The sequence below is a fragment of the Bacteroides sp. CAG:633 genome (assembly GCF_000435115.1).
Classification (GTDB): domain Bacteria; phylum Bacteroidota; class Bacteroidia; order Bacteroidales; family Bacteroidaceae; genus Bacteroides; species Bacteroides ndongoniae.
Window position 1 is genome coordinate 64775 of record NZ_FR882971.1, and the last position, 26839, is coordinate 91613.

Sequence of the window (26839 nt, forward strand, 5' to 3'; positions counted from 1 at the left end):
GGAAAATTCTGTCATATATCCAATATTTCATTTTCCACCAGATATATTCTATTTTCCATATTTGTTTCTTTTTAAGCTATATAAGTAGAAAATACAATATATCTGCAAGAAAATTCGTTGTCACTTATAAAATGCAAGAAAGTACTTTTGCGCAAATTTTTAAAAAGAGTAATATGACAACAAAAAACTTTCAAAACCGAATACGGCTTGTTGCTTTAGTCAGCAGTATGGGTATCTTCGCTGCTTGCCATTCGGAACAACAGAAACAATCTCAACAGGAATATAGTATCACCACCATCAGCACCAATGCTGAAAAAGAGATAACAACCTCTTATTCCGCCTCTATCGAAGGTATGCAAGATATCGATATTTATCCGCAAGTATCAGGATACATTGAGAAACTGAATGTGGCCGAAGGCGATATTGTACACAAGGGACAAGTGCTGTTTGTCATCGACCAAGTGCCCTACAAAGCAGCTTTGCAAACAGCTATAGCTAATGTAGAAGTGGCAAAAGCCAGCCTGGCCACCGCAGAACTTACCTACAAAAGCAGTCAAAAGCTGCACGAACAGAAAGTGGTTTCCGACTTCAACCTGCAAACCAACAAAAACGCTTACCTGACTGCCAAAGCACAGCTGGCACAGGCCGAGGCACAGGAAGTGAATGCCCGAAACAACCTTTCGTACACCGAAGTAAAAAGTCCAAGCAACGGTGTAGTAGGCATGCTACCCTATCGGGTAGGTACACTGGTCAGTTCGAGTATGCCCCAGCCACTGACTACTGTGTCCGACAATTCAAACATGTACGTCTACTTTTCCATGACCGAAAACCAGCTGCTGTCACTGGCCCGACAATACGGCACCATCGAAAATGCCCTGCAAAAGATGCCTGCCATACAATTACAGCTGAATGACGGTTCGCTCTACGAAGAAAGCGGAAAAATCGAATCAATCAGCGGAGTCATCGACAAGTCTACCGGCACTGTAGGCGTACGCGCTGTATTTCCCAATCCAGAACGTCTGCTGCACAGTGGAGCATCAGGCAACATTCTCATTCCCAGCACTTATACCAACTGCATTGTCATTCCTCAAGGAGCAACCGTACAATTGCAGGACCAGCTGTTAGTCTACAAAATAGTAGATGGAAAAGCGGTATCAACCCTCATCAAAGTAGCCCCGGTAAACGATGGAAAAGAATACATAGTAGTGGAAGGACTGAAATCAGGCGATGAAATCATTGCCAGCGGAGCAGGTATGATCCGCGAAGGAACCCAAGTAAAATAACAGACGCTTATGAAAGGAAACATATTCATCAAACGGCCGGTTATGGCCATGTCTATATCCATTCTGATACTTATTGTCGGATTTATAGCACTCTATACCCTACCGGTAGAACAATATCCGGACATTGCCCCACCTACAGTCAAGGTAGATGCTACCTACACGGGAGCGGATGCCGATGCTGTGATGAACAGTGTCATCATGCCACTGGAAGAAAGCATCAACGGTGTAGAAAACATGATATACATCACCTCCACAGCCACCAATGCCGGTACAGCCGAAATTTTGGTTTATTTCAAACAGGGAACCGATCCTGATATGGCAGCCGTTAACGTGCAGAACCGCGTATCCGAAGCACAAGGCCTGCTACCTGCCGAAGTAACGGCCATCGGTGTAAGCACCATGAAACGACAGAACAGTTACCTGCAAATCAACAGCCTCATCAGTCCGGACGGACGCTACGACGAGAACTTTCTGTCCAACTATCTGGATATTAACGTCATCCCTCAGATCAAACGTATTCAGGGAGTAGGCGATGTGCAACTGTTGGGCAATACGTACAGCCTCCGTATCTGGATGAAGCCCGAGAAAATGGCACAATACGGTCTGGTACCTTCTGACATTACAGCCGTACTGGGCGAACAGAACATCGAAGCGCCCACTGGCTCGTTAGGCGAAAACTCCGACCATGTATTCCAATACACCATGAAATACAAAGGAAGGCTGAAAGAAGTGGAAGAGTTCGAAAATATGGTGATACGTTCGCAAGCTGACGGATCGGTACTCCGCGTGAAAGACATTGCCGAGGTAGAGTTGGGACGTGAATCATACGGCTTTCATGGCGAAGCCGACGGACTGCCAGGAGTCATGTTTATGGTCTATCAGGTTGCCGGTGCCAATGCTACAGCCGTAAATGAAGAAATCAGCAAGCTGCTGAATGAACTGGCTGAAGATTTGCCCGAAGGTATGCACTTCCTCTCCATGATGAGTGTCAACGATTTCCTTTTCGCATCTATCGACAATGTGGTCGAGACACTGATTGTTGCCATACTGCTGGTTATCCTCGTGGTATATTTCTTCCTGCACGACTTCAAGAGCACACTTATTCCTTCGATTTCCATCATTGTCTCGCTGATAGGAACATTTGCTTTCCTGTCTGTCGCAGGATTCAGTATCAATATCCTGACTCTGTTCGCCTTAGTATTGGCTATTGGTACGGTAGTAGACGATGCCATCGTTGTAGTAGAAGCTGTGCAGGCAAAGTTTGACGTCGGTTACCGTTCTCCTTATCTGGCTACCAAAGATGCCATGAACGATGTAACCATGGCTGTCATTTCGTGTACATGCGTCTTTATGGCCGTATTCATCCCTGTCAAATTTATGGGAGGTACTTCAGGTGTGTTCTACACTCAGTTTGGTGTGACCATGGCTGTAGCAGTCGGCATCTCCTGTCTGAACGCCCTGACACTCTGTCCGGCCTTATGTGCGATGATGATGAAACCTGCAGACGGACAGAAAAGCGCACGAAGCCTCAACGGACGGGTACGGGCAGTCTACAACGCATCCTACAATGCCATGTTGGGCAAGTACAAAAAAGGACTGATGTTCTTCTTCCGCCACCGCTGGATGGTATGGTCTTCATTGGGCATTTCCTGTGTATTGCTGGTTTATCTGATGGCAACCACCAAGACCGGTCTCGTACCCCAAGAAGACCAGGGAACCATGATGATCAATATCAGCGCATCACCCGGTAATTCATTGGTCGAAACCAATAAAGTCATGGACAAAGTAGAAAAAATACTGAAGGCTACTCCTGAAATCCAGCACTACTCACGCACCACAGGTTTCGGTTTGATTTCCGGCCAGGGCACTTCGTATGGTACAGTCATTATCCGTCTGTACCACTGGGATGAACGAAAAGGCAAAGAACACACTGTAGATGCTGTAATGAAACGGCTGAATGCCCAGTTCAGCGCCATCAAAGAAGCACAAGTATTCTGTTTCCAGCCTGCCATGATTCCCGGCTATGGTACAGGTAACTCCATCGAACTCTATATGGAAGACAAAACCGGCGGTGAGATGGAACCTTTCTACAAATCAGTCATGCAATATATCGGTGCACTGAATCAAAGACCGGAAATAGCCATGGCCTACACTTCGTATGCCATGAATTTTCCCCAGGTAGCCGTCGATGTAGATGCCGCCAAATGCAAACGTGCCGGCATCAGTCCAAACGACGTACTCAATGCGATGGGAGCCTACTGTGGTGGTTCGTATGTTTCCAATTACAACAAATTCGGAAAAGTATATCGTGTAATGATTCAGGCCTCGCCGCAAAACCGTCTTGACCAACATGCATTAGACAACATGTTCGTACGCAATGGCAGCGAAATGGCTCCTATCAGTCAGTTTGTCACACTGCGTACCGTACTTGGTGCAGAAATAGCCAAACGTTTCAACCTTTACAATACAATCAATGTAAATGTCAATGTAGCCGAAGGCTATTCTACGGGTGAAGCCCAACAAGCCATCCGTGAAGTGGCAGAACAGATATTGCCTTCAGGATATGGTTACGAATATGGCGGTATGGCCCGTGAGGAAGCCAACAGCGGTGGAGCACAGACTATTTTTATCTACACCCTCTGTACCGTTCTCATCTACCTCATCCTGACATGTCTTTACGAAAGTTTTCTCGTACCACTGGCTGTCATACTGTCCGTTCCTTTTGGCTTGATGGGAAGCTTCCTTTTTGCCCGCATTGCAGGACTTGAAAACAACATCTACTTGCAAACAGGAGCCATCATGCTGATCGGACTTTTAGCCAAAACAGCCATTCTGATTACAGAATATGCGTTGGAACGCCGACGTACAGGCATGGGAATCATTTCTTCAGCCTACTCGGCAGCACAAGCACGTTTCCGCCCGATCCTTATGACTGTTCTTACCATGATTTTCGGAATGCTTCCACTGATGTTCTCGACCGGTGCCGGAGCTAACGGAAACAGTTCGCTGGGTACAGGTGTTGTGGGCGGTATGCTCATCGGAACCATAGCACTGCTCTTCGTGGTCCCCGTTTTCTTTATCGTCTTCGAATATTTGCAGGAAAAACTGCGTGGCCCGATGCATAAAGAACCCGATGCACAAATCATCTACGAGAAAGAAAAGACACTGATAGAAAAAAGTGCCTTCAATACAGAAAAGTAAACTGAGATTATTATGAACATACAACAGAAAATCCTTATAGCAATCGCACCACTCTTCTTGAGTGGTTGCGGTATATACACCAAATACGAACCGCAAGCATCTGTCCCCGAAGGCCTGTACGGAGAAGAAGCTACAGACTTGTCTGCCGATACGGCCAGTATAGCCAACATTGACTGGCACGATTTCTTCAGCGACCCTCACCTGCAGGAACTCATCGAAAGGGGACTGAAACAGAATACCGACGTACTGACCGCCGGACTGCGTATCGAAGAGGCAAAGGCATCGTTGCTCTCTGCCAAACTTGCCTTTTTGCCCTCCTTTGCACTTGGGCCTCAAGGAAGTCTGAGTGCAGTGGAAAGCCAGGTTTCGCGCACCTATACCCTGCCTGTTACGGCAAGCTGGGAGCTGGACATTTTCGGCAAACTGCGAAATGCAAAGAAACAGGCTCAGGCAGCCTATGCCCAAAGCGAAGACTACAGACAAGCCGTCTACTCCAACCTGATAGCCAACATAGCCAATACTTATTACACATTGTTAATGCTCGACGAGCAATTGGAAATCTCCCGCCAGACAGCCCGGAGCTGGGAAGAAACCGTATCGTCCACACAAGCATTGATGGAGGCCGGACTGGCCGATGAAACAGCCGTTTCACAAATGCAGGCCACCCACCTTGAGGTCAAGAACTCGGTTATCGACCTGGAAGAACAAATCAGCCAGGTAGAAAACAGTCTCTCACTGCTTTTAGCCGAGACTCCCCAAAGCTACCGGCGTGGCAAGCTGTCCGAACAACAGTTTACGGCAAAGCTAAGTACCGGTATCCCCTTGCAAATGCTGTCACAACGTCCCGACGTACGTATGGCCGAACGGCAGTTGGAACAGGCTTTCTATGTTACCAATCAAGCCAATGCTGCTTTTTATCCATCCATTACGCTTAGTGGAAGCGCAGGATGGACCAATTCCATTGGCGGACTGATAACCAATCCCGGCAAGTTCATTGCTTCTGCCTTAGCTTCGCTCACCCAGCCATTGTTCAACCGGGGAAGTCTGATAGCCAAACGCCGGATAGCCAAGGCACAACAGGAAGAAGCTCTGCTGGCCTTCAGGCAACAGTTGCTTAACGCAGGAACCGAAGTAAATGACGCTCTTGTCTCTTACCAGACCAGCAAACGGAAGAAAGACAACTACCGGCAACAAATCGATGCATTGGAACGCGCCTATAACGGCACTTCCCTATTGATGGAAAACGGTAATACGACTTACCTAGAAGTGCTCACTGCACGTCAAAGCCTGCTGTCAGCCCAGTTATCACAAACCGCCAACCGGTTTAAAGAAATTCAAAGTCTTATCAACCTCTACTAGGCCTTAGGTGGAGGACAGATACGATAATGCCCTCGGCAAAACTACTCAGCCCATTCCCCGACCAGTTTCCGGCATCTCTCTTCATGCTCTTTGTCTATATCACTCAATAAAAGCAGGGAACCGCGTCGGGGGATTTTCTATTCCTTGATTTCATTCTACAGACAGGAAATAAAAAACTGATTCATAGACTCTTCTGTACTCCAATTCTTCACAACGGGAAACAACATCTCCACTACCAGCCTGCCATCAAGTTCTTGCTGCTTCCCAAAGAAAATAGTCAAACATTTGACTATTTACCAGAGATATACTACCTTTGCGCCCTCCAAAGAATGAGTTTTATGACATCAAGAGATTGTATTCTGCAACTGATACGGACACGTATGGCCTCGCGACAGGCTATGCAAAAGCTGTTGAAACAAAGTGGCGCGGGTATCACTTTCGAAATGCTGCAAATAATGAGTTGTTTGTGGAGCGAACAAGGCATCAGCCAGCAGACACTGGCCGTCCGCACGGCCAAAGACAAGGCCTGCCTGACCAACCTGATGCTGAATCTGGAACGCAAGGGATACGTATGCCGGCACGAAGATCCGAAAGACCGCCGTAACAAGCTTGTATATCTCACCGAAAAAGGTGAAGAATTCCACCAATGGATTGCCCCCGTACTGACGGCTTACTATGAACGGCTGGAACAGATACTCGGAACCGAGAAACTCAAACAGACCGATGAATTATTAAAAGAGTTGCAACATGCCATTGAAACGTATTAAACTGTTTGCCGCAATCGGATGCCTGCTACTTGTGCCCGCCTGTACCTTTGCCCAAGCTACGAACGATACGCTCTATCTGAACGTCGACCAACTGTTCGAACAGGCTACCCGCCAGCATCTCCAACTGGTCGCTGACCGTCTGAAAGAACAAATGGCCGAAGAACGGACACGGACTGCACGCTCTGCCCGCCTGCCCGAAATCAGCATCGGACTACGTGGAGGCTTTTTAGGACAGCCTGTCGTATGGAAAAACGGACTGAGCCATCCTACACATCCCGAATCGCCCGACTGGCAGCAAAATTATGCCATAGACTTCAGCCAACCTATCTATCAAGGCGGCAAAATAAAATATGGCATCCGACAGGCCGATCTTCAGCAAGAGATAGCCAGACTGCAAACAGCTACCGACCAAGCGGACATCAAGCTGGCTATGCTACAACAATACCTCAGCCTGTTCAGCCTGTACAAACAACACATCGTACTGTGCCGCAACATTGAAGAATCGGAACGGAGACTGAAAGACATCAGACGCATGAAGGACGAAGGCATCATTACAAACAATGATGTGCTGCGTAGCGAAATGCAACTAACCGACGACCGCCTGGCCGTAACAGAGACGGAGAATGACATCCGGATTGTATCGCAACAGCTGGACATCCTGTTGGGACTGGACGAACACTTGCTCCTGCTCCCCGACACGGCATTGCTCAGCCGCGAATGCAATACAGGTCTGTATGCCGACTACATAGAACAGGCCGAACAGACTGATCCCTCCATGCTTCTGTTGCGCAAGCAAACCGAACTGGCAGAAAACAGCATCAGGCTGACACGTGCCGAACAGTTGCCCCAAGTGTCACTGACTGCATCGAACACGCTGGCCCGACCCGTATCGCGTACGCTGGCCGACATGTACAACAACAGTTGGAACATCGGGCTTTCGTTTTCATATCCTCTGTCGGCACTCTATCGCAACAAGCATAAATTGAAAGAGGCCCAACAGAATGTATTGCTGATGCGCAATGCCGAACAGCAGAAAGCCCAAAGCATACGCATGACCATACAAAAAGCACTGCTGAAGCATCGCGAAGCAACCGAACGCGTGGAAGCCCTGAAGCTCTCGGTGCGGCAAGCCGAAGAAAACTACCGCATCATGCGAAACCGCTATATGAACCAGCTGGCCATTCTAACCGACTTGCTCGATGCCGACAACCTGCGCCTGAACGCAGAACTGCAACTCACAACAGCACGTACACAAGTCGTATACACCTATTACGAACTGCAACGTGCAGTGGGAGCATTATAGTTACCGAGCTATCGGGAACATACAGACCGAAACATCCATTACCTAATTTCATTAACCAATCCATAACCACCATGTCTGTACTACAAGCCAAATATAGAAGATTGAAACGCCAAAAGCGGCGCAACATCATCCTTAATATTATATGTATCCTCATAGCCGGTTCCGGACTGACCTGGACCGCCAACTATTTCTGGAGATACATCAATTACGAAATAACCAACGACGCCTTTGTCGATCAGTATATCGCACCCATAAATATCCGGGTAGGCGGCTACATTCAGGAAGTACGCTTCACCGAACACCAGTTTGTACACAAAGGCGATACACTTGTCGTACTCGACAACCGCGAATACCTGATTCGCCAAAAAGAAGCACAGGCCTCCCTGCTCGATGCGCAAGGTTCACGCGACGTACTGGCCTCGGGCATTCGAACCTCGCACACACATATCGCCGAGCAGGATGCCAATCTGGCCGAAGCGCAAGCCAAACTGTGGCAAGCCGAGCAAGATTATCACCGCTACGAACGTCTGTTAGAGGAAGAATCCGTCCCCGCACAACAGTTCGACCAGGCTAAAGCCAACTACGACGCTGCCCGTGCCCGCTACAATGCCCTCTTACGTCAGAAAGAAGCAGCCAATTCGCAATACGACGAAGCCAACAAGAAGCATGTAAATGCTGAAGCGGGAATCCTGCGTGCCGAAGCAGCCCTCGACCTGGCCAATCTGAACCTTTCATACACGGTAGTAACCGCGCCCTACGACGGCTATATGGGACGACGCACACTGGAGCCGGGCCAGTACGTCAGTGCCGGACAAACACTTTCGTACATCGTACGTCAGTCGGACAAATGGATTACTGCCAACTATCGTGAAACCCAGATTGCCAACATCTACATAGGACAACCCGTACGCATCAAAGTAGACGGCCTGCCCAATCGCATTCTTCACGGACATGTAACAGCCATCTCCGAAGCAACCGGTTCGAAGTACTCGCTCGTACCTACCGACAATTCCGCCGGAAACTTTGTCAAAGTGCAGCAGCGCATCCCCGTACGCATCGACCTGGACGATGTGGACGAAAAAAGCATGAGCCTGCTCCGGGCAGGCATGATGGTAGAAACCGAAGCCTTACGAAAGAAATGAAAACAGCACGCGAACTTGACATTCCTGCCCGGAAATGGGTGCCCGACCGTCTGTCAGTAGCCACCGTCTTTCTGATCATGCTGCCCATCGCCATGCTGAACGGCACGTATACCGGCAGTATGGTAGAAGTATCGAACACGCTGGGCGTCTACACCGAAGACATCACCATCGGCTACTATGCTGCATCGGCAGGCATGGCCATAGCCTACCCCATCGTACCCAAAATTCTGGGAGCATTGTCTGGCAAATCGCTGCTCCTCATCGACCTTACACTCCAATTCTTTCTCAGCTGGTTCTGTGCCCGTCAGGCCAACATCGAATTGCTGATAGCCGCCAGCTTCATCATCGGATTTCTGAAAGGCTTCCTCATGCTTTGGATTATCCGGCGCATCAAGTTCATCTTCAGCCCGAAAGACATCCGAAGCGAATTCTATGCCTACTTCTATCCACTGGTATTCGGTGGCGGGCAACTTTCGATGGTCATCACGGCCCTGCTGGCCTATCATTACGACTGGAAATACATGTACTACTTCATGATGTTGCTTCTGCTGGTGGCCATCCTGGCTGTCATTCTGTTCTTCCGTCAGGACCGTCCTTCGCGCCCTATTCCCTGGAAAGAACTGCATCCGCGCGAGATGCTCATCATCTCTACCGGCCTTCTGATGCTTATCTACGTCATCACTTACGGCAAGACGCTCGACTGGATGGCCTCTACCCGCATCTGTATCTATATTGTAATCGCTCCGCTGCTGATAGCCCTCTTTCTTTGGGAACAGTTCCATTCCTCACATCCGTTTGTCAGCCTGAAGCCATTGTTTCAGTGGAAAGCCATTGTAGGATATTTCTATATGATGATGGTCATGTTCTTCAGTACTTCCACAAGTCTGATCACCAGCTACCTGACAACCATTCTGCGTGTTGACACCACTCACACCTATACCCTCTACATCTGGCTGTTGCCGGGCTATATGTTAGGAGCTTTCATCTGTTTCTGGTGGTTCAGGTGGCAACGGTGGCGGTTTCGTTTTCTCATAGCCGGTGGCATGACCTGTTTTGCTCTGTTTTTCGGGATGCTTTATTTCGGTATCTCGCCCGACAGTACCTACGAGATGCTTTACCTGCCGATGTTTCTTCGCGGATTGGGTATGCTGACACTTATCATAGCCTTCGCCCTGTTTGCTGTCGAGGACATGCCACCGAAACTTCTGTTGTCGAATGCTTTTTTCCTCATTTTTTTCCGCTCGGTGCTGACGCCGGTCGCCGCATCTGCCTTTTACAGCAACATGCTCTACCACCTGCAACAGAAATATATGGTAGAGCTGTCCGAGTCGCTCACAGCCACTGATCCGTTGGCAGCCGCCCGGTGGCAATCTACATTAAGCAGCAGTCTGGCACAAGGGCATGGCATAGACGAAGCTATGCAGCTGGCTACAAATACCCTCTACAACGTATTGCAACAACAGGGCACTCTGCTGGCACTAAAGCATATTCTGGGATGGCTTTTTATCGTTACGCTGGTCATTGCCATCGTTTCGCGCTTCATTCCATTCCATAAAACAGTACGCGTGCCGGTTATCCATACGGGAGAAGACATGGTGTAAGCCCCCTTTTACGGATGCGAGGTCACTTCTTCGAGTTCCATACCACATCGGTAACCTTCCTCGTAAAGTGCCAGAAGTTTTTTAGTGTCGCGTTCAATGCGGTCTACCTCAACAGGCCGCACGGGGCGTATCACAATGACTTCGCCTTGTTCTTCCAGTTTTTCCACCTGTTCCAGCTGTTCGTTGTAGAGCAGACTGCGGCGGTTGATGGCCGCACGCAGCAAAGGATATTCTTTGTAAATGAAACGGGGCACACGTGTTCCCTGAATTTTCTTGCGGTATCCCCGGTTGCGAGTCAGCACAACCACGTTTTTACGACACCCGTCGGCACGTGCCCGCAACAAGGGAATGCTGTCAACAATACCACCATCCAGCATTGGGATGCCATCCACCCTGGCTATCGGACAGACAAACGGCAAACTGCTCGAAGCACGCACAATGTCTATCACCCGTTCCTTGTTCTTCTTCTCTTCCAGGTAGTTGGCCTCACCCGTCAGGCAATTGGTTGTCACCATGACGTAACGGGCCGGATTGTTGAAATAGGCCTGATAGTCATAAGGCAGAATACGTTCGGGAAAGTCGTGAAACAGCAGGTCAAAATCCATAATATTGTGCTTGCGCAACAGATACTTCAGACCGATATAATGATACTTCTCCAACAGATCAATATTGCTGAACTTGGCCCTTCCGCGCTGCCCCGACATGTAGGAAAGTCCGTTGCATGCCCCGGCACTGACCCCTATGACATACGGAAAACGGATGCCCCGGTCCATAAAGCTGTCGAGCACGCCGCAGGTAAACACGCCACGCATGCCTCCACCTTCGAGCACCAGTCCCGTACTGTTGTCTATCTGTATTGTTTTCTTCATATATTCATTTGAATTAACGCTCAAAGATAGCTTTTGTTAGCGATATTCTCACTATCTTTGCCATCGGTAACAGAATTTTCCAACTAATTTAATCATGATGAAAAAAACTATCCTCATTGCCGCACTGGCTCTCGTAGCCTTCGACATGTCGGCCAAGAAGAAGACCGAACCCAAAGAAGAGGGTTTCGTGTTCACCACAGTTAAAGAAAACCCCATCACCAGTATCAAGAACCAGAACCGTTCGAGCACGTGTTGGAGCTTCTCCAGCCTCGGATTCCTGGAAAGCGAACTGTTGCGTCTGGGCAAAGGTACTTACGACCTTTCCGAGATGTTCGTCGTTCACCACACGATGGTCGACCGTGCAGTTAACTACGTACGCTACCACGGCGATGCTTCTTTCTCGCCGGGCGGAAGCTTTTACGACATCATGTACTGTATGAAGAATTACGGTCTTGTACCCCAGGAAGCCATGCCGGGCATCATGTACGGCGACTCTCTGCCTGTACACAACGAACTGGATGCCGTAGCCGGAGCTTATGTACAAGCCATCGGTAAAGGAAACTTCAGCAAGCTGACTCCGGTCTGGAAGAACGGCATCAGCGCCATCTACGATACTTATCTGGGTAAATGCCCCGAAACGTTTACTTATCAGGGCAAGCAATACACTCCGAAGAGCTTTGCCGAAAGCCTGGGCATCAATCCGGACGACTATGTATCGCTGACTTCGTACACACACCATCCGTTCTACACTCAGTTCTCTATCGAAATCCAGGACAACTGGCGCAACGGTCTGTCCTACAACCTGCCGATTGACGAGCTGATGGCTGTTATGGACAACGCCATCCGCACAGGCTACACCTTTGCCTGGGGTAGCGACGTAAGCGAACAGGGCTTTACCCGCGACGGTATCGCCGTAATGCCCGACGCAGCACGCGGTGCCGAACTGACCGGTTCGGACATGGCACGCTGGACAGGCATGACTGCTGCTGACAAGCGCAAGGAGTTGACCAGCAAACCGCTGCCCGAAGTCAATGTTACTCAGGAAATGCGTCAGACAGCTTTCGACAACTGGGAAACTACCGACGACCACGGCATGGTAATCTACGGTATTGCCAAGGATCAGAACGGAAAAGAGTATTTCATGGTGAAGAACTCTTGGGGACTGAGCGGCAAGTACAAAGGCATCTGGTATGCATCGAAAGCTTTCGTAGCATACAAGACTATGAACATCCTGGTACACAAGGATGCTGTGCCTGCCGAAATCAAGGCTAAACTGGGAATCAAATAATTCACTTACAACAGACTTAATACAGCAACGGGCTTCCACCAAGTGGAGGCCCGTTTTGTTTTCAGCCCTATACACCACCACTTCAGCACGCTTTTCGTACGGCTCGGCAACTACTGCACTGCGGCTATGTTAACGTTTGCTATCTTTATCCCGGAAAAAGCATTCCAGCAGTGTTCAAAGATTAAAAAAGGATAAAGAGAACAGTTCTTAAACATTATTAATCAAACACTAAGCAGTAAAAGCTGATTCAATTTGTTTTATAAACAGACAAGCAAAAAATAAAGCCTAACTTAAAAAACCAGAATTATGAAAAAATTGACTCTAATGATGACAATGTTCCTGCTTCTATTGGCAGGAAGTGCCGCAGCACAACAAGAACAAGAAAGAGAATTGACGAAAGCCGAAAAGAAAGCATTGCAGGAGCACATCGACAGCCTGCTGTTTGTCGAAGCCGAACAAGCACTCGAAAACCGTGCCTTCACCCTCGAAGCCGACAGGGTAGTATTCAAATACGGTCAAACCGCCTACGTGACTTCCAACACCAACTTCGTATCCGTCAAAGACAAGCGAGCCGTCGTACAGGTGGCGTTCAACATACCGGTAAGCGGTCCCAACGGACTGGGAGGTGTGACGGTAGAAGGCAGCTTCTCGGACTACGACTTGCGTAAAGACAAGAAAGGGAACCTTAACCTGTCCATCAACGTCATGGGTACCGGCATTTCAGCCCGCGTAGACATCACGCTCTACAAAGGCAGTAATAAGGCATCCGTAAACATTACCCCCAACTTCAACTCCAACCGCATGACGCTCAACGGCTTCATCGTGCCCATCGAGAAAAGTACCGTATTCAAAGGACGCTCCCTCTGATACAGAAGAACGGATAAGCAAACTTATTCGGGAAAGCCCCATCCGTACGGGCTTTCCTTCACCATAGAAAATAAACCAGAAGATTATGAAAAAGATTTTGTTATTGGCCTGCATGGCATTGGCCATAATGTCATGCGAGAAAGATCCGGATATGGACCAACTGGACAACGACATGGTAGTCTACACCGACTATGACAATGAAGCCGACTTCGGCAAGTTTCAAACTTACTTCCTGCCCGACAGTATTCTCGAAGCCGGGACCTACCGTGCCACCTACTGGAAAGACGAGAACGCCCAAAAGCTGATTAAAGCCGTCGAAAGCGCCATGAACAGCCGTGGATATCAACGCATCACCGACCCCGAACAGAAAGACGAGGCCGACTTGGGCGTACAGCTGTCGTACATCGAACAGACCACTCACGTCGTAAGCGGCGGTTACTGGAATGGATGGTGGGACTACGGCTACTGGGGTCCCTGGTGGGGAGGCTGGTACTACCCCTACACCGTGAGCTACAGCTACGACACCAACACACTGGTGATGGAAATGATAGACCTGTCGGACAATGGCACCGAGAATGCCAAACTGCCCGTCATCTGGTACGCCAACGCTTCGGGCTACCAGTACAACTCCTGGTACAACATCCAGCTGATGACCGATGCCATCGGACAGGCTTTCGAACAGTCACCCTATATCCAATCCAACAAATAAGAAACGGAGGTAAACAATGAAAACATATATCAAAACTCTGATGAAAACCCTGACGCTGGCTTCCTGCCTTATCCTGGGCATCAACCAGCAAGCCAACGCACAATGCAACCCCGAACGTAGGGCGCACCTCATTGTAGACTGGCAGATGAACGCCCCGCTGAACACCGACTTTGCCGATAAGATAAGCGGCTGGGGAATGAACTTCGAAGGCTTGTACGACATCACACCCCGACTTTCGGCGGGTGCCTTCGTATCGTTTCACACCAATCACCAATACGTCGGCCGGCAGACACTGCAACTTTCGCCAACCGAAAGCCTTACGACCGACCAGCAACGGTCGGCCTTCCAGTTGCCTTTCGGAGCCACCGTCAACTACGCACTCTGCACACACTCGCAAGTGTGCCCCTATGTAGGCGCCAAGCTGGGAGCCATGTTTGCCCGCAACACCACCTACTTCGGCACACGCGGCCTCTACGACAAGGCATGGGGTTTCTATGCCTCGCCCGAAGTCGGCCTGAAAATCTATCCCACGAAGCAGAAGAACTGGGGATTCCACCTGGCCGGCTACTACAGCTATGCCACCAACCGTACGGCCACACTGACCGGCGACATCGAAGGTCAGAACAACGCAGGATTCCGCCTCGGTATCATCTTCTGACCATCTGTCCGACTGTTTTAAACCAGTAATAGATTCCTTTAAAGCAATGCCCGCACTTCCCCTATTGACGAGGAAGGCGGGCATTTTGCATATCCAAAGCCAGTACCGCCTTGCCCATACTACCACCATACGTAGCACTTACGCGTGGCCTTTCTATGTTCTTTCCCTTACTTACGTTTCATCTCGCGCCGCGAGATATACATCCCGCGTGCTGAAATGTGCATCCCGCGCGCCGGGATATACATCCCGGCAGCCAAGACGTAAGCCAAACGCCGGAAATATACCAAGCAGAGTACTACAAGAAACCAAAGAAATTGCTCAGTTCCATCTGCTTTGTGCATTTTCTGCTCCTATTTCTTGCCAAACCCGACACTTTCAGTAAATTTGCAAGCTGATAGCCAATTGCATATCCTGACAGGACAGGCCCCAAACCCTCCTGCCGGCATTGGCTCCGACAAAAGATAAATACTTATACTAATTATTTATTTAATATCATGAGTTTGAAAATCGTAGTATTGGCAAAACAAGTGCCCGACACACGCTGTGTGGGCAAGGATGCCATGAATGCCGACGGTACCATCAACCGTGCGGCCCTTCCGGCCATCTTCAATCCGGAAGACCTCAATGCGCTGGAGCAGGCGCTCCGCCTGAAAGACGCACACCCGGGATCGACCGTCACCATGCTCACCATGGGACCGGGACGTGCAGCCGAAATCATTCGTGAAGGACTTTACCGCGGTGCCGACGGCGGTTATCTGCTGACCGACCGCGCCTTTGCCGGTGCCGACACACTGGCCACATCGTATGCCCTGGCCACAGCCATCCGCAAAATCGGCGAGTATGACATCATCGTCGGCGGTCGTCAGGCCATCGACGGCGATACAGCACAGGTAGGCCCGCAAGTAGCCGAAAAGCTGGGCTTGCCACAGATAACGTATGTAGAAGAAATTGAGGAAGTGAAAGACGGACGCATCCGCGTGAAACGCCACCTCGACGGCGGCGTGGAGACCGTAGAAGGTCCGCTGCCCATCGTACTCACCGTAAACGGTAGCGCCGCTCCCTGCCGTCCGCGCAATGCCAAACTGGTACAAAAGTACAAACGTGCCATGGGTGGACAGGAGAAAGCAGCCCTGACAGCCACTCATTGCAACCCCAACGCCCTGCCCGAATTGCCCTACGCCTACCTGTACGAACAACGCCCCTACCTGAACATCACAGAGTGGAGCGTAGCCGACGTCAACGGCGACACCAAGCAATGCGGTCTTAGCGGCTCGCCCACCAAGGTGAAGAAGATCGAGAACATCGTCTTCCAGGCCAAGGAGAGCAAGACCCTGACAGGCAGCGACGCAGATGTAGAGAACCTGATTGTAGAACTGATTGCAAATCATACGATTGGATAAAAAGACTATGAACAACGTATTTGTATATTGTGAGATGGACGGCTGCCATGTTGCCGACGTCAGTCTCGAACTTTTGACCAAGGGCCGCAAGCTGGCCAATGAGCTGGGCTGCCAACTGGAAGCCATCTGCGCCGGCACCGGCCTCGAAGGTGTAGAAAAACAAGTGTTGCCTTTCGGCGTAGATCGCGTACACGTGTTCGACGCTCCGGGCCTCTTCCCCTATACTTCCCTGCCCCACACTTCCATCCTTGTCAACCTGTTCAAGGAAGAAAAGCCTCAGATCTGTCTGATGGGTGCCACTGTCATCGGCCGTGACCTCGGCCCGCGTGTATCTTCGGCCCTGACCAGCGGACTGACCGCCGACTGTACACAGCTGGAAATCGGCAGCCACGAGGACAAGAAAGTAGGCAAGACGTACGAGAACCTGCTCTACCAGATCCGTCCTGCTTTCGGCGGCAACATCGTGGCCACCATCGTCAATCCCGAACACCGCCCGCAGATGGCTACCGTCCGCGAAGGCGTAATGAAGAAAGAAATCCTCGACCCCGACTATCAGGGTGAAGTGATCCGTCACGACGTGGCCAAGTACGTGCCCGAAACGGACTACGTAGTCAAGGTCATCGACCGCCACGTAGAAAAGGCCAAACACAACCTGAAGGGTGCTCCCATCGTAGTGGCCGGAGGTTATGGCATGGGTTCGAAGGAAGGCTTCGACATGCTGTTCGAACTGGCCAAGGAACTCCACGCCGAAGTTGGTGCCAGCCGTGCCGCCGTCGATGCCGGCTTTGCCGACCACGACCGTCAGATTGGCCAGACCGGCGTAACGGTTCATCCCAAGCTGTACATCGCCTGCGGTATCTCCGGCCAGATCCAACACATCGCCGGCATGCAGGATGCGGGTATCATCATCTCCATCAACAACGACGAGAATGCCCCCATCAACGCCATCGCCGACTATGTCATCAACGGAACGGTGGAAGAGGTAATTCCTAAAATGATTAAGTATTATAAGAAGAACAGTAAATAATCACAATATATCTTGCAGTCATGAGACGTCTTTTCTTAGTTTTCTTCTTTGCTTTAGCCAGTGTTTCCATGCAGGCGCAACAAGATACCCTTTATCTTGACGCACAACAAAATGTTATCAAGAAAAAGGCCAAAGCCTCCTCATGCGCATTGGTACAAGAAGAAAGCAAACAAAAGACAACGGTATTTTTCTATACACTGAATGGGAAACTTACACAAAGCAGTGAGTACAGCAAATTCAAGAAACAAGCCTCTTCTCGTATACTGCATGGAGAAACACATTACAAATTCTCTGGCAGTACGCAGGATAGCCTATTTGTGTTCTACACCAATAACCGCCGAAACGGATTAGCAACATACTATTACCCAGACGGAGCAATCATGGCACAAGGGCAATACAAAGATGGCATGCTAAATGGATTGCTGCAACAATTCTACCCCAACGGAAAAACAAAACGCCAGGAAATCTATAAAGACGATGTTTCCCAAGGGGGAAGTTTTTTGTCGGCTGAAGGTACTCCACTCGAATTTACACCTTTCTACAAGAGAGCTGAATATGCAAACGGAATCAATGGATTGATTCAAGTTATCAGTCACAACATGAAGCTTTCTAAAGGTCTGATAGAGTATATGGCAGACAATAAATTGTATAAGTTAACTGCAGATATCGGCATTTGGATTGATCCAAAAGGAAAAGTAACAGACCTGTGTATTCTTCGTACAGATGATCCAAAATTCAATGAAGAATGTTTTGACCAAGTCCTACCAGCTTTGGAAGGCCAAACCTTCACTCCAGGTATGATAGATGGTAAACCTGTACAAACACTTTTCTTCATCAAGGATATAATGTGTTCCATTTCACCTGCAAGATAAAACAATAAAGTTTTAACAATTATGGCAAACTTTTATACCGAACATCCGGAACTCAAGTACCACTTGAACAACCCGTTGATGGAACGTATCTGCGAACTCAAGGAACGCGGATATAAAGACAAGGATGAGTACGACTACGCGCCGCAGGACTATGCCGACGCTATGGACTCATACGACAAAGTATTGGAAATCACCGGCGAGATTACCGGCGAAGTGATTGCCGCCAACGCAGAAGGCGTAGACGCAGAAGGGCCTCATTGTGCCAACGGCCGTGTGGAATATGCCAGCGGTACAAAGCAGAACCTCGACGCTATGGTGAAGGCTGGCCTAAACGGTATGACCATGCCGCGCCGCTACGGTGGTCTCAACTTCCCCATCACTCCCTACACCATGTGTGCGGAGATCGTGGCTCAGGCCGATGCTGGTTTCGGCAACATCTGGTCGTTGCAGGACTGTATCGAAACGCTGTACGAATTCGGTAACGAAGACCAGCACAGCCGTTTCATCCCCCGCATCTGCGCCGGCGAAACCATGTCTATGGACCTGACCGAGCCCGATGCCGGCTCCGACCTGCAGAGCGTCATGCTGAAAGCTACCTACGACGAAGCCAACCAGTGCTGGCGCCTGAACGGTGTGAAGCGATTCATCACCAACGGCGACGCTGACCTGCACCTCGTATTGGCCCGCTCCGAAGAAGGTACACACGACGGCCGCGGCCTCTCCATGTTCATCTACGACAAGCGCGACGGCGGTGTAGACGTACGCCGCATCGAGAATAAGCTCGGTATCCATGGCTCACCCACTTGCGAATTGGTTTATAAGAATGCCAAGGCCGAACTTTGCGGTGACCGCAAGCTGGGTCTGATTAAATACGTAATGGCGCTGATGAATGGTGCCCGTCTGGGTATCGCCGCACAGTCTGTCGGCCTCAGCCAGGCAGCCTACAACGAAGGTCTGGCCTACGCCAAGGACCGCAAGCAGTTTGGCAAAGCCATCATCGAGTTCCCTGCCGTATACGACATGTTGTCTACCATGAAGGCAAAACTCGACGCTGGTCGCTCGCTGCTTTACCAAACTTCGCGTTATGTTGACATCTACAAAGCCCTGGATGACATCGCCCGCGAACGCAAGCTGACGCCCGAAGAACGTCAGGAGCAGAAGCGCTACGCCAAGATGGCCGATGCCTTCACACCGCTGGCCAAAGGTATGAACTCTGAATATGCCAACCAGAACGCTTACGACTGTATTCAGATTCACGGTGGTTCGGGCTTCATGATGGAATATGCTTGCCAACGCATCTACCGCGACGCACGTATCACCAGCATCTACGAAGGTACTACCCAGCTGCAAACGGTTGCTGCCATCCGCTACGTGACAAACGGTACTTATGCCTCTATCCTGCGCGAGTACGAACAAATCCCGTGTAGCGAAGCCATGCAACCGCTGATGGACCGTGTAAAGGAAATGACCAACAAACTGGAAGCTTGCACCAATGCCGTGAAGGAAGCCCAGAATCAGGAATTGCTCGACTTCACCGCACGCCGCCTCTACGAGATGGCTGCCGACTGCGTGATGTCGCAACTCATTATTCAGGATGCTACAAAGGCTCCCGAACTCTTCGCTCAGTCAGCACAAGTGTACGTCAACTACGCTGAAGCCGAAGTTGAGAAACACTTCAACTTCATCCGCAAGTTCAAGGCTGAAGAGCTGGAAAACTATCGCAAATAAGCGGAAAGTATTCCAATATACAATAAGAAAGAGGCTATTCCTGACCAAAGGGAATAGTCTCTTTCTCTTTTCCAACTTAACGATTCACAAAAATAGTAACCCGAAACTAACCTGAGAATCCTTTAAAAAGGCGATATTTGCACCCAAAAACATTTACCCAAAAGAATAAAGTCGATACAGCACCATGAAAACTCACTATCTTCTGCTCTATGTCTTAATCAGTATGCTGATGACAACCGGTTGTCAATGGACTTCCAAACCGGCTGCGCCCGAACTGACTTTCCACAACGAATGTCTCAGCCCACTGCCCGCTCCACCCCGCAATCAGGGACAAGCAGAAAGTTGCTGGGGATACTCTATGACCGCCCGTCTGGAAAATCGGCTGATGTTATGCGGTGATACAATCGCACTTTCCCCTTGGTTCATCACACGGAAAGCCTACGAAGAAGCTGCCCTCCGCGCCTGGCAGGACAAAGCCCGCAAGGTTTCTATCCGCGGAATGGGACATACCTTTCTATCACTGGCCGGACGCTATGGCATTGTTCCGCAAGACGAATATCCCTGCCGCCCGCGTACCCGACTGAAAGATATGAACCGTGAACTGGCTGACTTGCTGAAACAACATCGTAAAGATACGGACAACGGTAAACGCTTTCTACAAGAAGTCAACACCGTACTCGACCGCTACATGGGTACACTGCCCGAACGAATAGGGACAGACAGCCTCTCCCTGTCGCCACTAGAATATTACCACCGACTGACCGCCGGCATGCCCGACGTAAAACGCCTGACCAGTTTCCAATACACGCCTTATAACCAAGAACTAGTGCTGGACTATCCTGACAACTACGAACGGAAAACCTTCCTGAACCTGCCCCTCGACTCACTCTGCCGCATAGCCGAACAGACAGTGAAGAAAGGCGGCACCGTAGTATGGGAAGGCGACACAAGCAACAACGGCTTCTACTGGCGCGAAGGATTGGCCATCTGGCACGATGCACCCGTCAGTCCCGACGACCGCGAAAACAATTACCGCCGTGGCCATTTGGACGACAACCACACCTTGCTGCTTGTAGGATGGGTAACAGACAACGAAGGCCGTCCCTACTTCGTGGCACAGAACTCGTGGGGAACGAACAACCGCTATCACGGACTGATGTACATGAGCCTCGACTACTTCCGGATGTGGACTGTAGCTCTGTTCCTCTAGGCAATACTTCCATTCACACCAACAACACCTTAACATGAGAATCAAGAACTGCAAGCCTGCAATTATCCCCGTTTTGTTTCTGCTTCTGCTGACACAAGCCTGCAACTTGCGTCCACGCCCCGATGTAGAAGACATATTCGAACAAGCTACCGAAATGCAGAGAAACAAACGTCCGACCGAAGCAATGGCCCTGTACTACGAGGTACTGAGCCGGACAGACGATCCACACATCCAATCACGCAGTTATTATAACTTGGGAAGCATTTATTTGTGGGACAGAGTTTTCGATAAAGCCGCCGATGCTTATACCCAGGCTTACCAACGGGATTCGCTATTGTGTGACACGTCGGACATGGTCAAGACATTGGAAGCCCTTGGCACCATACGACATATCTTAGGAGACAGCATCGGAAATATCCGCTTATATAACCGTGCTATCCACCTGGCCCGACTGATTAAGGACTCGGTCAACTTAGCCGAAATCTATCGTCTGCACGGCTGGCACTTTCTGGAGAAAAACAATTTCGACTCGGCTGCCTTTTATACCCGCCTCAGCATAGACTTCAGCCAAAAGCCGGCCAAACTCTATGCCACACTGGCCGAAATCCACCGACATCGGTTCGACGTAGATTCTGCCCGTTATTACTTCAACTTAGGCATCCATGCACCCGACACCAAGGACCGTATGACCAGTCTGATGCTGAGCGCCCAACTGGAACATCACCTGGGAAACGACTCGACAGCCTATAACCAACTACTGACCTATACCCTATCTGCCGACACTCTATACGCCCAACAAAAGACTCTCGAAATAGAAAAACTGGCCTACCAGCACGAAGCCGAACTGAAAATCCGTCAGGTAGAAGAGCGCCACCGGCTCTACATCGGTTTGGGCATACTTGCACTGACTGTGGCCGCAAGTGCTTTCCTCCTCGCCCTGCAAAACCAGCGGCGCAAGAAACGGGAAGAACAACTGAAGTACGAAGCTGCCCTACAAGGACTCAACGAAAAAATAGCTTTGCTGAAGGATAACCTGAACGCAAACGACCGCGAACGCGAAGCACTGCTGCAACACACCGAGGAACAGATTGCCCACCTGCGAGCCGTGACCCTGAAACGCACTGCCATTGGCCGCCGCATCCTCCTGCTGTCCGAACAAGACAGCAAAGACAAGCGCAATGTTCGCGTACTGACCGAGAAGGAACAGACCGAATTGCGAAAAGCCGTAACCGACATCTACGCCGATGAAACCGCCCGCCTGAAAGAGCGCTATCCGCGCCTTACCGAAGGCGACCTGCTCTATCACTGCCTGGCATCGGCAGGCTTCGGAACGTTTGCCATTGCCCTCTGCTTTGGCAATACGGATACAGGCATCGTGGCCCAGCGCAAACGACGCATGAAACTACGCATGGAAGCAACCGGAAATGAAATGTCATGCGAATAGTTCATAATATACTGAAATACAGCATTTAGCAAAATCATCATGTCATCCGTTTCTTTTCGTCTACCATAGATTAGCCCGTAACTTTGCTGCATCATCAAAACCAAAAACAACATGCAGCAAAGACATCAAAACAGAGAACTCTACTTCCGCGAGCAGGTACAGACCTGCCGCCTTCACTACATTCCCTATGTGCAATCTTTTATCCGCATCACGTCCCAAACTCGTGTATTGGAAATAGGATGCGGCGAAGGTGGCAACCTTCTACCTTTCGCACAAGCCGGTTGCCGGGTGACAGGCATCGACCTGGCTACCACGCGTATTGAAGAGGCACGTCGTTTCTTCCGTCAGGCCGAAGCAAAAGGTACTTTCCTCGCTGCCGACATCTTGCAATATGCACCAGTGACAAAAGAAACCTTCGACCTTATCCTGATGCACGACGTCATCGAGCACATTGCAGACAAAGGGCAGTTGCTCGCCGCTATCAAGCATCTCCTGTCGCCCGGCGGCCTCCTTTTCATCGCCTTTCCTGCCTGGCAGATGCCCTTCGGTGGCCACCAGCAGATTTGCCATCATACCTTGCTTGCCCACTTGCCCTTCATCCATCTGTTGCCACGAGTAGCCTATCGAGGACTACTCCGTCTGGCTGGTGAACCCCAAGGTGGCATCAACGAACTGATGAATATCCGCCGTACACGTACTACCATCGAACAATTCGAGAAACTGGCCCGCCAGCACTACCGGATTGCCGACCGACAGCTGTGGTTCATCAATCCGCACTACGAAACCAAATTCCACCTGTACCCCCGCAAACTGTGGAAGCCGCTCAGCCGTTTTCCCATACTGCGCGGTTTCTTCTCCACCTCCTGCTGGTATCTGCTGAAATAAAAGGGAATACAGAAACGACATTACCCGGACTATCACAGTGCATTAATCTGTGAAAATCCGGGTAATACTATATGACTTGTAAAGTAATTCCTTTAGTATGTCAACGCCTCTTCATGATACGTGTCAAAACATGGATAATGTTCCAACGGACGAGGCAGACAGAAGTCTACACCGTCGAATATCAGATTGGGAGCAGCAGCCTGAGGCAGAATGAGATTGACCTTGGCATCCTCACCTTCGAGACGTACATCGAACTTTCCATTCTTATACGTATAATATAATGTACCACGGCCTATCTTGACCGAAGTCTGCAATTCTGTGATATCAGCCGGTAACTTGGGCTCGACAGTCACCGTGCCACTCATCAGGTCGGGACGGATGCCAAGGAAATACTGGTACCATACACGCAGTTGTTCGGAGTTGCTCCACGCTTGCAGGAAAGTACCCGAACGGCCTGCCCACGAGTGTCCTTCACGCGGATGGGCATCAGCGTTTTCGCTAAGACTGCCCACTGCACCTTCGTGTAAGGCTTGTCGGTTCATGTTTTGGAAGAGTTTCCAAGCTGTCTCCTGCTGACCATACTCTATCATGCGTTGCATGGCAATGCCGTTATTCCACAACCAGACGGTGCCATTGTGATAAGCATCATCTTTATGGTAATAATGCCAGTTCTCGTGCTGCGGATGAAACTGAAGATCCCATTGCGCCAATGAAGCCACACCCCACGGATAAACCAGTTCTTCCCACACACGACGGGTGACGCGTTGCTTGAAATCCTCATCGGCTATCAGGTCGAAACAATAAAGCTGATTGGGACGGTATTGCAGGTCGGGAGTGCCGTCAGCATTCAGGTGGTCGTAGATGAGAAGGCTATCCTTGTTGCAATAGTCGGCCTCGAAGTTGCGAGCCAGGCGAACGGCTGCTTCGTGCCAGGCTTCGGCATGAGGTGCATCATCCATCAGACGAGCCAAGTGGGCACCGGCCTCCAGCTGTTTGTACCACAAATACTGGATATCATTGGCACGATTGCCGCGAGGTGAACCAGGGATGCCATTACGTTTCACGTCCATCCACGTGTCGGCATCGGCATGCAGCAGGTAACCTTTCTCGTCCGTGTGATGGCGCAAGCTCTGGTCGATACTGAGGACAACGGAAGGATAAATATCACGAAGGAAACTGCGGTCGCCCGAATAGCGAAGGAGTTCTTCAGCCTCGATGACGTAGCGCGGCGTACCGTCGGCAGTATTGTAGAGAATCCCCTCCAGATTGGCGCGATTGGGGATGCGGCCGCAAGTCACTGAAGTGGTATCGCGATCCTGCAACTTGGCGAAATCCTTCAGAATATCTTTCGTTACTTCAAACTGGCCTGTAACAAGTGTAGCACCCGGCATGGCGATAAACATGTCGCGCCCCCAATACTCGTTGAACCAGGGCAGACCGGCATAAATGCCCTTACCCTGCTGCTCGGTAATCAGTTCGTCCATGGTCAGGGTAATCCAAGCCAAAGCTTTATCCAGCTCGGGCAGATTGGTATGCAGAGGATTGTTTTCGGTAATCAGACGATTCATGCGTGCCTTGCGCTGAGCCAGCCATTCCGCCCCTTCCTGCCGATAACCGGCGATGAGCGAGTCGCAATGTGCCTCTGTACCATAAGCAATGAGGAAGCCTCCGGCAGATGCGGGTGCCTGCATACAGTTACCATTGAAGCTGATGCCAACGGGATTCAAAGGGACTACCTTCAACCGGTTATTCTCTGCCTCCTGTGGTGTGTAACACAATGCGTCAGTCTGTCGGTTGGCATCCTTCAGCAGCGTTTCATTCAGTGTAATGGCGATGCTGTCGCCCTGCACCTTGTCCACTACAATACTAAGCAATTCCCGGTTGTCCACCATGGCCAGTGTTTCGATTGCGACAGGCCAACGACGTACCAGTCGGTCGGGGTAAACACACACTTGCGATTTGCTCCTTAACAGAGGCTTACCATCCACTGTCAAAGCGTAGTCTGAGAAAATACGGCGTTTAGCCTGATTCCATCCGGCATACCAATCGGTAGGCTCGTCCTGATGTGTGCGTCCATACCAGTATCCCGCCTTCTTGTCGGTATACGAATATTCACGGTTTGCTTCGGGAGCGACCTCCACGCCCAGTTCATCAACTGTCAGTGCAGGAATAGAAGGAGTTTTGTCTGCCGACCCACATGACATCAGTACGGGTACGGCCAACAGAGTAAGAAAACGATGTTTCATAGCTTTTGTTGATATAAGTTGTGTCTCTATTTTTCTGTTTGCAATAATAGGGAAAATATGGCAAACCTACAGCAACTTCGTACACAAACCGCTCTCAACCTACCGGAAAACGTTTGCAGCAACGACGGGAAAAGGATTTTTTATCTTCTTTTCTACAAGGCTATTACGAAGAATATCGTATCTTTGTAATCAAGAAATAGATTAAAAAGGAGAACCAACGTATGAAAGCAACCATCTCAATGGAAAGCCTGTGGCAAACCATTCAGTCATTGTCACCAAAGAATAAAAAATGGCTGGCCGACAAACTGATTGAAGATCTTCAGACAGAAGAGGAAAGCATCGGCAAGGAAGAAATTCTGGCAGGAATTGATGCGGGGCTGAAGGAAGTCAAACAAACGCGAGAAGGAAAGTTGGAAGAAAAAACAGCAAGAGAGTTTCTGTATGAACTACAAGATATTGGTTAAGCCAACCTTCCAACGGGAAGCCAAACGGATGGCCAAACATTACCGTTCGTTTGCCAAAGACTATGAAACGCTGATTGAGGCTTTGGAACAAAATCCCCACCTTGGTACCGACCTCGGCGGTGGTCTGCGTAAGATACGCATGGCCATCACCTCGAAAGGACGAGGAAAAAGTGGCGGAGCGCGGGTCATCACATTTACCGTAATCGCCGCGGTCGATGAAACGGAAATCAACCTACTTTACATTTACGACAAGGCCGAACGCGAGAACATTTCCTCACACGAAATAGAAGAATTATTACGCAAAAACGGGCTGGGGTAATCCCCGGCCCGTTCCGCATATATGGCCAAAGGAAACAGAAGCTGCCTCCCATTTGTCTCCTTGCAACCAGTTCCCACATTGTAGTTTTTTCATTATCTCTCCATAAGATAGGATACGACTCGGCATATGCAAACCAGAAAACGTTGTTTTCGTTTGCCTCTGCGCTCACCTTTATATATATTTGTTGTAATCAGGTA

The 26839-nt window shown here is 49.9% G+C and carries 22 protein-coding genes; 20 read left to right on the forward strand and 2 right to left on the reverse strand.

The window, feature by feature from the left end:
* Nucleotides 1-173 precede the first annotated feature (173 nt).
* The 7 genes from QVP67_RS01480 (at nucleotide 174) to QVP67_RS01510 (ending at nucleotide 10656) form a co-directional block, all read left to right on the forward strand.
* On the forward strand, nucleotides 174-1283 hold the full coding sequence (locus tag QVP67_RS01480) for an efflux RND transporter periplasmic adaptor subunit (protein WP_022161793.1): 1110 nt from the start codon (nucleotides 174-176) through the stop codon (nucleotides 1281-1283).
* A 9-nt stretch (nucleotides 1284-1292) separates the two neighbouring features.
* Complete coding sequence (locus tag QVP67_RS01485) at nucleotides 1293-4484, forward strand: efflux RND transporter permease subunit (RefSeq protein WP_022161794.1); 3192 nt, start codon at nucleotides 1293-1295, stop codon at nucleotides 4482-4484.
* 12 nt (nucleotides 4485-4496) lie between these two features.
* A complete protein-coding gene (locus QVP67_RS01490; RefSeq protein WP_022161795.1) occupies nucleotides 4497-5843 on the forward strand; it encodes an efflux transporter outer membrane subunit in 1347 nt (448 codons plus the stop codon).
* Nucleotides 5844-6181: 338 nt separating this feature from the next.
* Nucleotides 6182-6610: a MarR family winged helix-turn-helix transcriptional regulator gene (locus tag QVP67_RS01495; RefSeq protein ID WP_022161796.1), complete on the forward strand. Its 429-nt coding sequence runs from the start codon at nucleotides 6182-6184 to the stop codon at nucleotides 6608-6610.
* On the forward strand, nucleotides 6591-7913 hold the full coding sequence (locus QVP67_RS01500; RefSeq protein WP_022161797.1) for a TolC family protein: 1323 nt from the start codon (nucleotides 6591-6593) through the stop codon (nucleotides 7911-7913). Before QVP67_RS01495 ends, QVP67_RS01500 begins: the two co-directional genes overlap by 20 nt.
* A 71-nt stretch (nucleotides 7914-7984) precedes the next feature.
* Nucleotides 7985-9055: an HlyD family secretion protein gene (locus QVP67_RS01505; protein ID WP_022161798.1), complete on the forward strand. Its 1071-nt coding sequence runs from the start codon at nucleotides 7985-7987 to the stop codon at nucleotides 9053-9055.
* Nucleotides 9052-10656, forward strand: a complete 1605-nt coding sequence (locus QVP67_RS01510) for an MFS transporter (RefSeq protein ID WP_022161799.1) — start codon at nucleotides 9052-9054, stop codon at nucleotides 10654-10656. Before QVP67_RS01505 ends, QVP67_RS01510 begins: the two co-directional genes overlap by 4 nt.
* Nucleotides 10657-10664: 8 nt before the next feature.
* Here the strand turns inward: QVP67_RS01510 and QVP67_RS01515 are convergent, their stop codons facing one another.
* Nucleotides 10665-11525 carry a patatin-like phospholipase family protein gene (locus QVP67_RS01515; RefSeq protein ID WP_022161800.1) on the reverse strand — a complete coding sequence of 287 codons (861 nt, stop codon included), beginning with the start codon at nucleotides 11523-11525 and terminating at the stop codon, nucleotides 10665-10667.
* Nucleotides 11526-11622: 97 nt separating this feature from the next.
* Between QVP67_RS01515 and QVP67_RS01520 the strand changes: the two genes are divergently transcribed.
* The 11 genes from QVP67_RS01520 to QVP67_RS01570 all read left to right on the forward strand — a co-directional run bounded on the left by QVP67_RS01520 (nucleotide 11623) and on the right by QVP67_RS01570 (nucleotide 23613).
* On the forward strand, nucleotides 11623-12813 hold the full coding sequence (locus QVP67_RS01520) for an aminopeptidase C (protein WP_071149391.1): 1191 nt from the start codon (nucleotides 11623-11625) through the stop codon (nucleotides 12811-12813).
* A 306-nt stretch (nucleotides 12814-13119) separates the two neighbouring features.
* On the forward strand, nucleotides 13120-13680 hold the full coding sequence (locus QVP67_RS01525; protein WP_022161802.1) for a DUF4251 domain-containing protein: 561 nt from the start codon (nucleotides 13120-13122) through the stop codon (nucleotides 13678-13680).
* Nucleotides 13681-13765: 85 nt separating this feature from the next.
* A complete protein-coding gene (locus tag QVP67_RS01530) occupies nucleotides 13766-14389 on the forward strand; it encodes a DUF4136 domain-containing protein (protein ID WP_022161803.1) in 624 nt (207 codons plus the stop codon).
* A 16-nt stretch (nucleotides 14390-14405) separates the two neighbouring features.
* Nucleotides 14406-15047 carry an outer membrane beta-barrel protein gene (locus QVP67_RS01535; protein WP_022161804.1) on the forward strand — a complete coding sequence of 214 codons (642 nt, stop codon included), beginning with the start codon at nucleotides 14406-14408 and terminating at the stop codon, nucleotides 15045-15047.
* Between the two features lie 494 nt (nucleotides 15048-15541).
* A complete protein-coding gene (locus tag QVP67_RS01540; RefSeq protein ID WP_022161805.1) occupies nucleotides 15542-16447 on the forward strand; it encodes an electron transfer flavoprotein subunit beta/FixA family protein in 906 nt (301 codons plus the stop codon).
* Between the two features lie 7 nt (nucleotides 16448-16454).
* Nucleotides 16455-17474 (forward strand): electron transfer flavoprotein subunit alpha/FixB family protein, encoded by a 1020-nt coding sequence (locus QVP67_RS01545; protein ID WP_022161806.1) that lies wholly within the window; start codon nucleotides 16455-16457, stop codon nucleotides 17472-17474.
* Between the two features lie 20 nt (nucleotides 17475-17494).
* Entirely contained in the window at nucleotides 17495-18346 is an 852-nt protein-coding gene (locus QVP67_RS01550) for a tonB family domain-containing protein (RefSeq protein WP_022161807.1), read from the forward strand.
* A 21-nt stretch (nucleotides 18347-18367) separates the two neighbouring features.
* Complete coding sequence (locus QVP67_RS01555) at nucleotides 18368-20074, forward strand: acyl-CoA dehydrogenase family protein (RefSeq protein WP_022161808.1); 1707 nt, start codon at nucleotides 18368-18370, stop codon at nucleotides 20072-20074.
* Between the two features lie 184 nt (nucleotides 20075-20258).
* A complete protein-coding gene (locus QVP67_RS01560; protein ID WP_022161809.1) occupies nucleotides 20259-21284 on the forward strand; it encodes a C1 family peptidase in 1026 nt (341 codons plus the stop codon).
* A 34-nt stretch (nucleotides 21285-21318) separates the two neighbouring features.
* Complete coding sequence (locus tag QVP67_RS01565; protein ID WP_022161810.1) at nucleotides 21319-22728, forward strand: hypothetical protein; 1410 nt, start codon at nucleotides 21319-21321, stop codon at nucleotides 22726-22728.
* A 111-nt stretch (nucleotides 22729-22839) separates the two neighbouring features.
* Complete coding sequence (locus tag QVP67_RS01570) at nucleotides 22840-23613, forward strand: class I SAM-dependent methyltransferase (protein ID WP_022161811.1); 774 nt, start codon at nucleotides 22840-22842, stop codon at nucleotides 23611-23613.
* Nucleotides 23614-23705: 92 nt separating this feature from the next.
* Here QVP67_RS01570 and QVP67_RS01575 read toward each other — a convergent pair whose 3' ends face one another.
* Nucleotides 23706-25859, reverse strand: coding sequence for an amylo-alpha-1,6-glucosidase (locus QVP67_RS01575; RefSeq protein WP_022161812.1), 2154 nt, complete (start codon nucleotides 25857-25859; stop codon nucleotides 23706-23708).
* Between the two features lie 221 nt (nucleotides 25860-26080).
* On the opposite strand from QVP67_RS01575, the gene QVP67_RS01580 reads away from it, so the two are divergent.
* Together QVP67_RS01580 and QVP67_RS01585 are read left to right on the forward strand one after the other, a co-directional pair.
* On the forward strand, nucleotides 26081-26323 hold the full coding sequence (locus tag QVP67_RS01580) for a hypothetical protein (protein WP_022161813.1): 243 nt from the start codon (nucleotides 26081-26083) through the stop codon (nucleotides 26321-26323).
* Nucleotides 26301-26642: a type II toxin-antitoxin system RelE/ParE family toxin gene (locus QVP67_RS01585; RefSeq protein ID WP_022161814.1), complete on the forward strand. Its 342-nt coding sequence runs from the start codon at nucleotides 26301-26303 to the stop codon at nucleotides 26640-26642. Before QVP67_RS01580 ends, QVP67_RS01585 begins: the two co-directional genes overlap by 23 nt.
* Nucleotides 26643-26839: the final 197 nt, after the last annotated feature.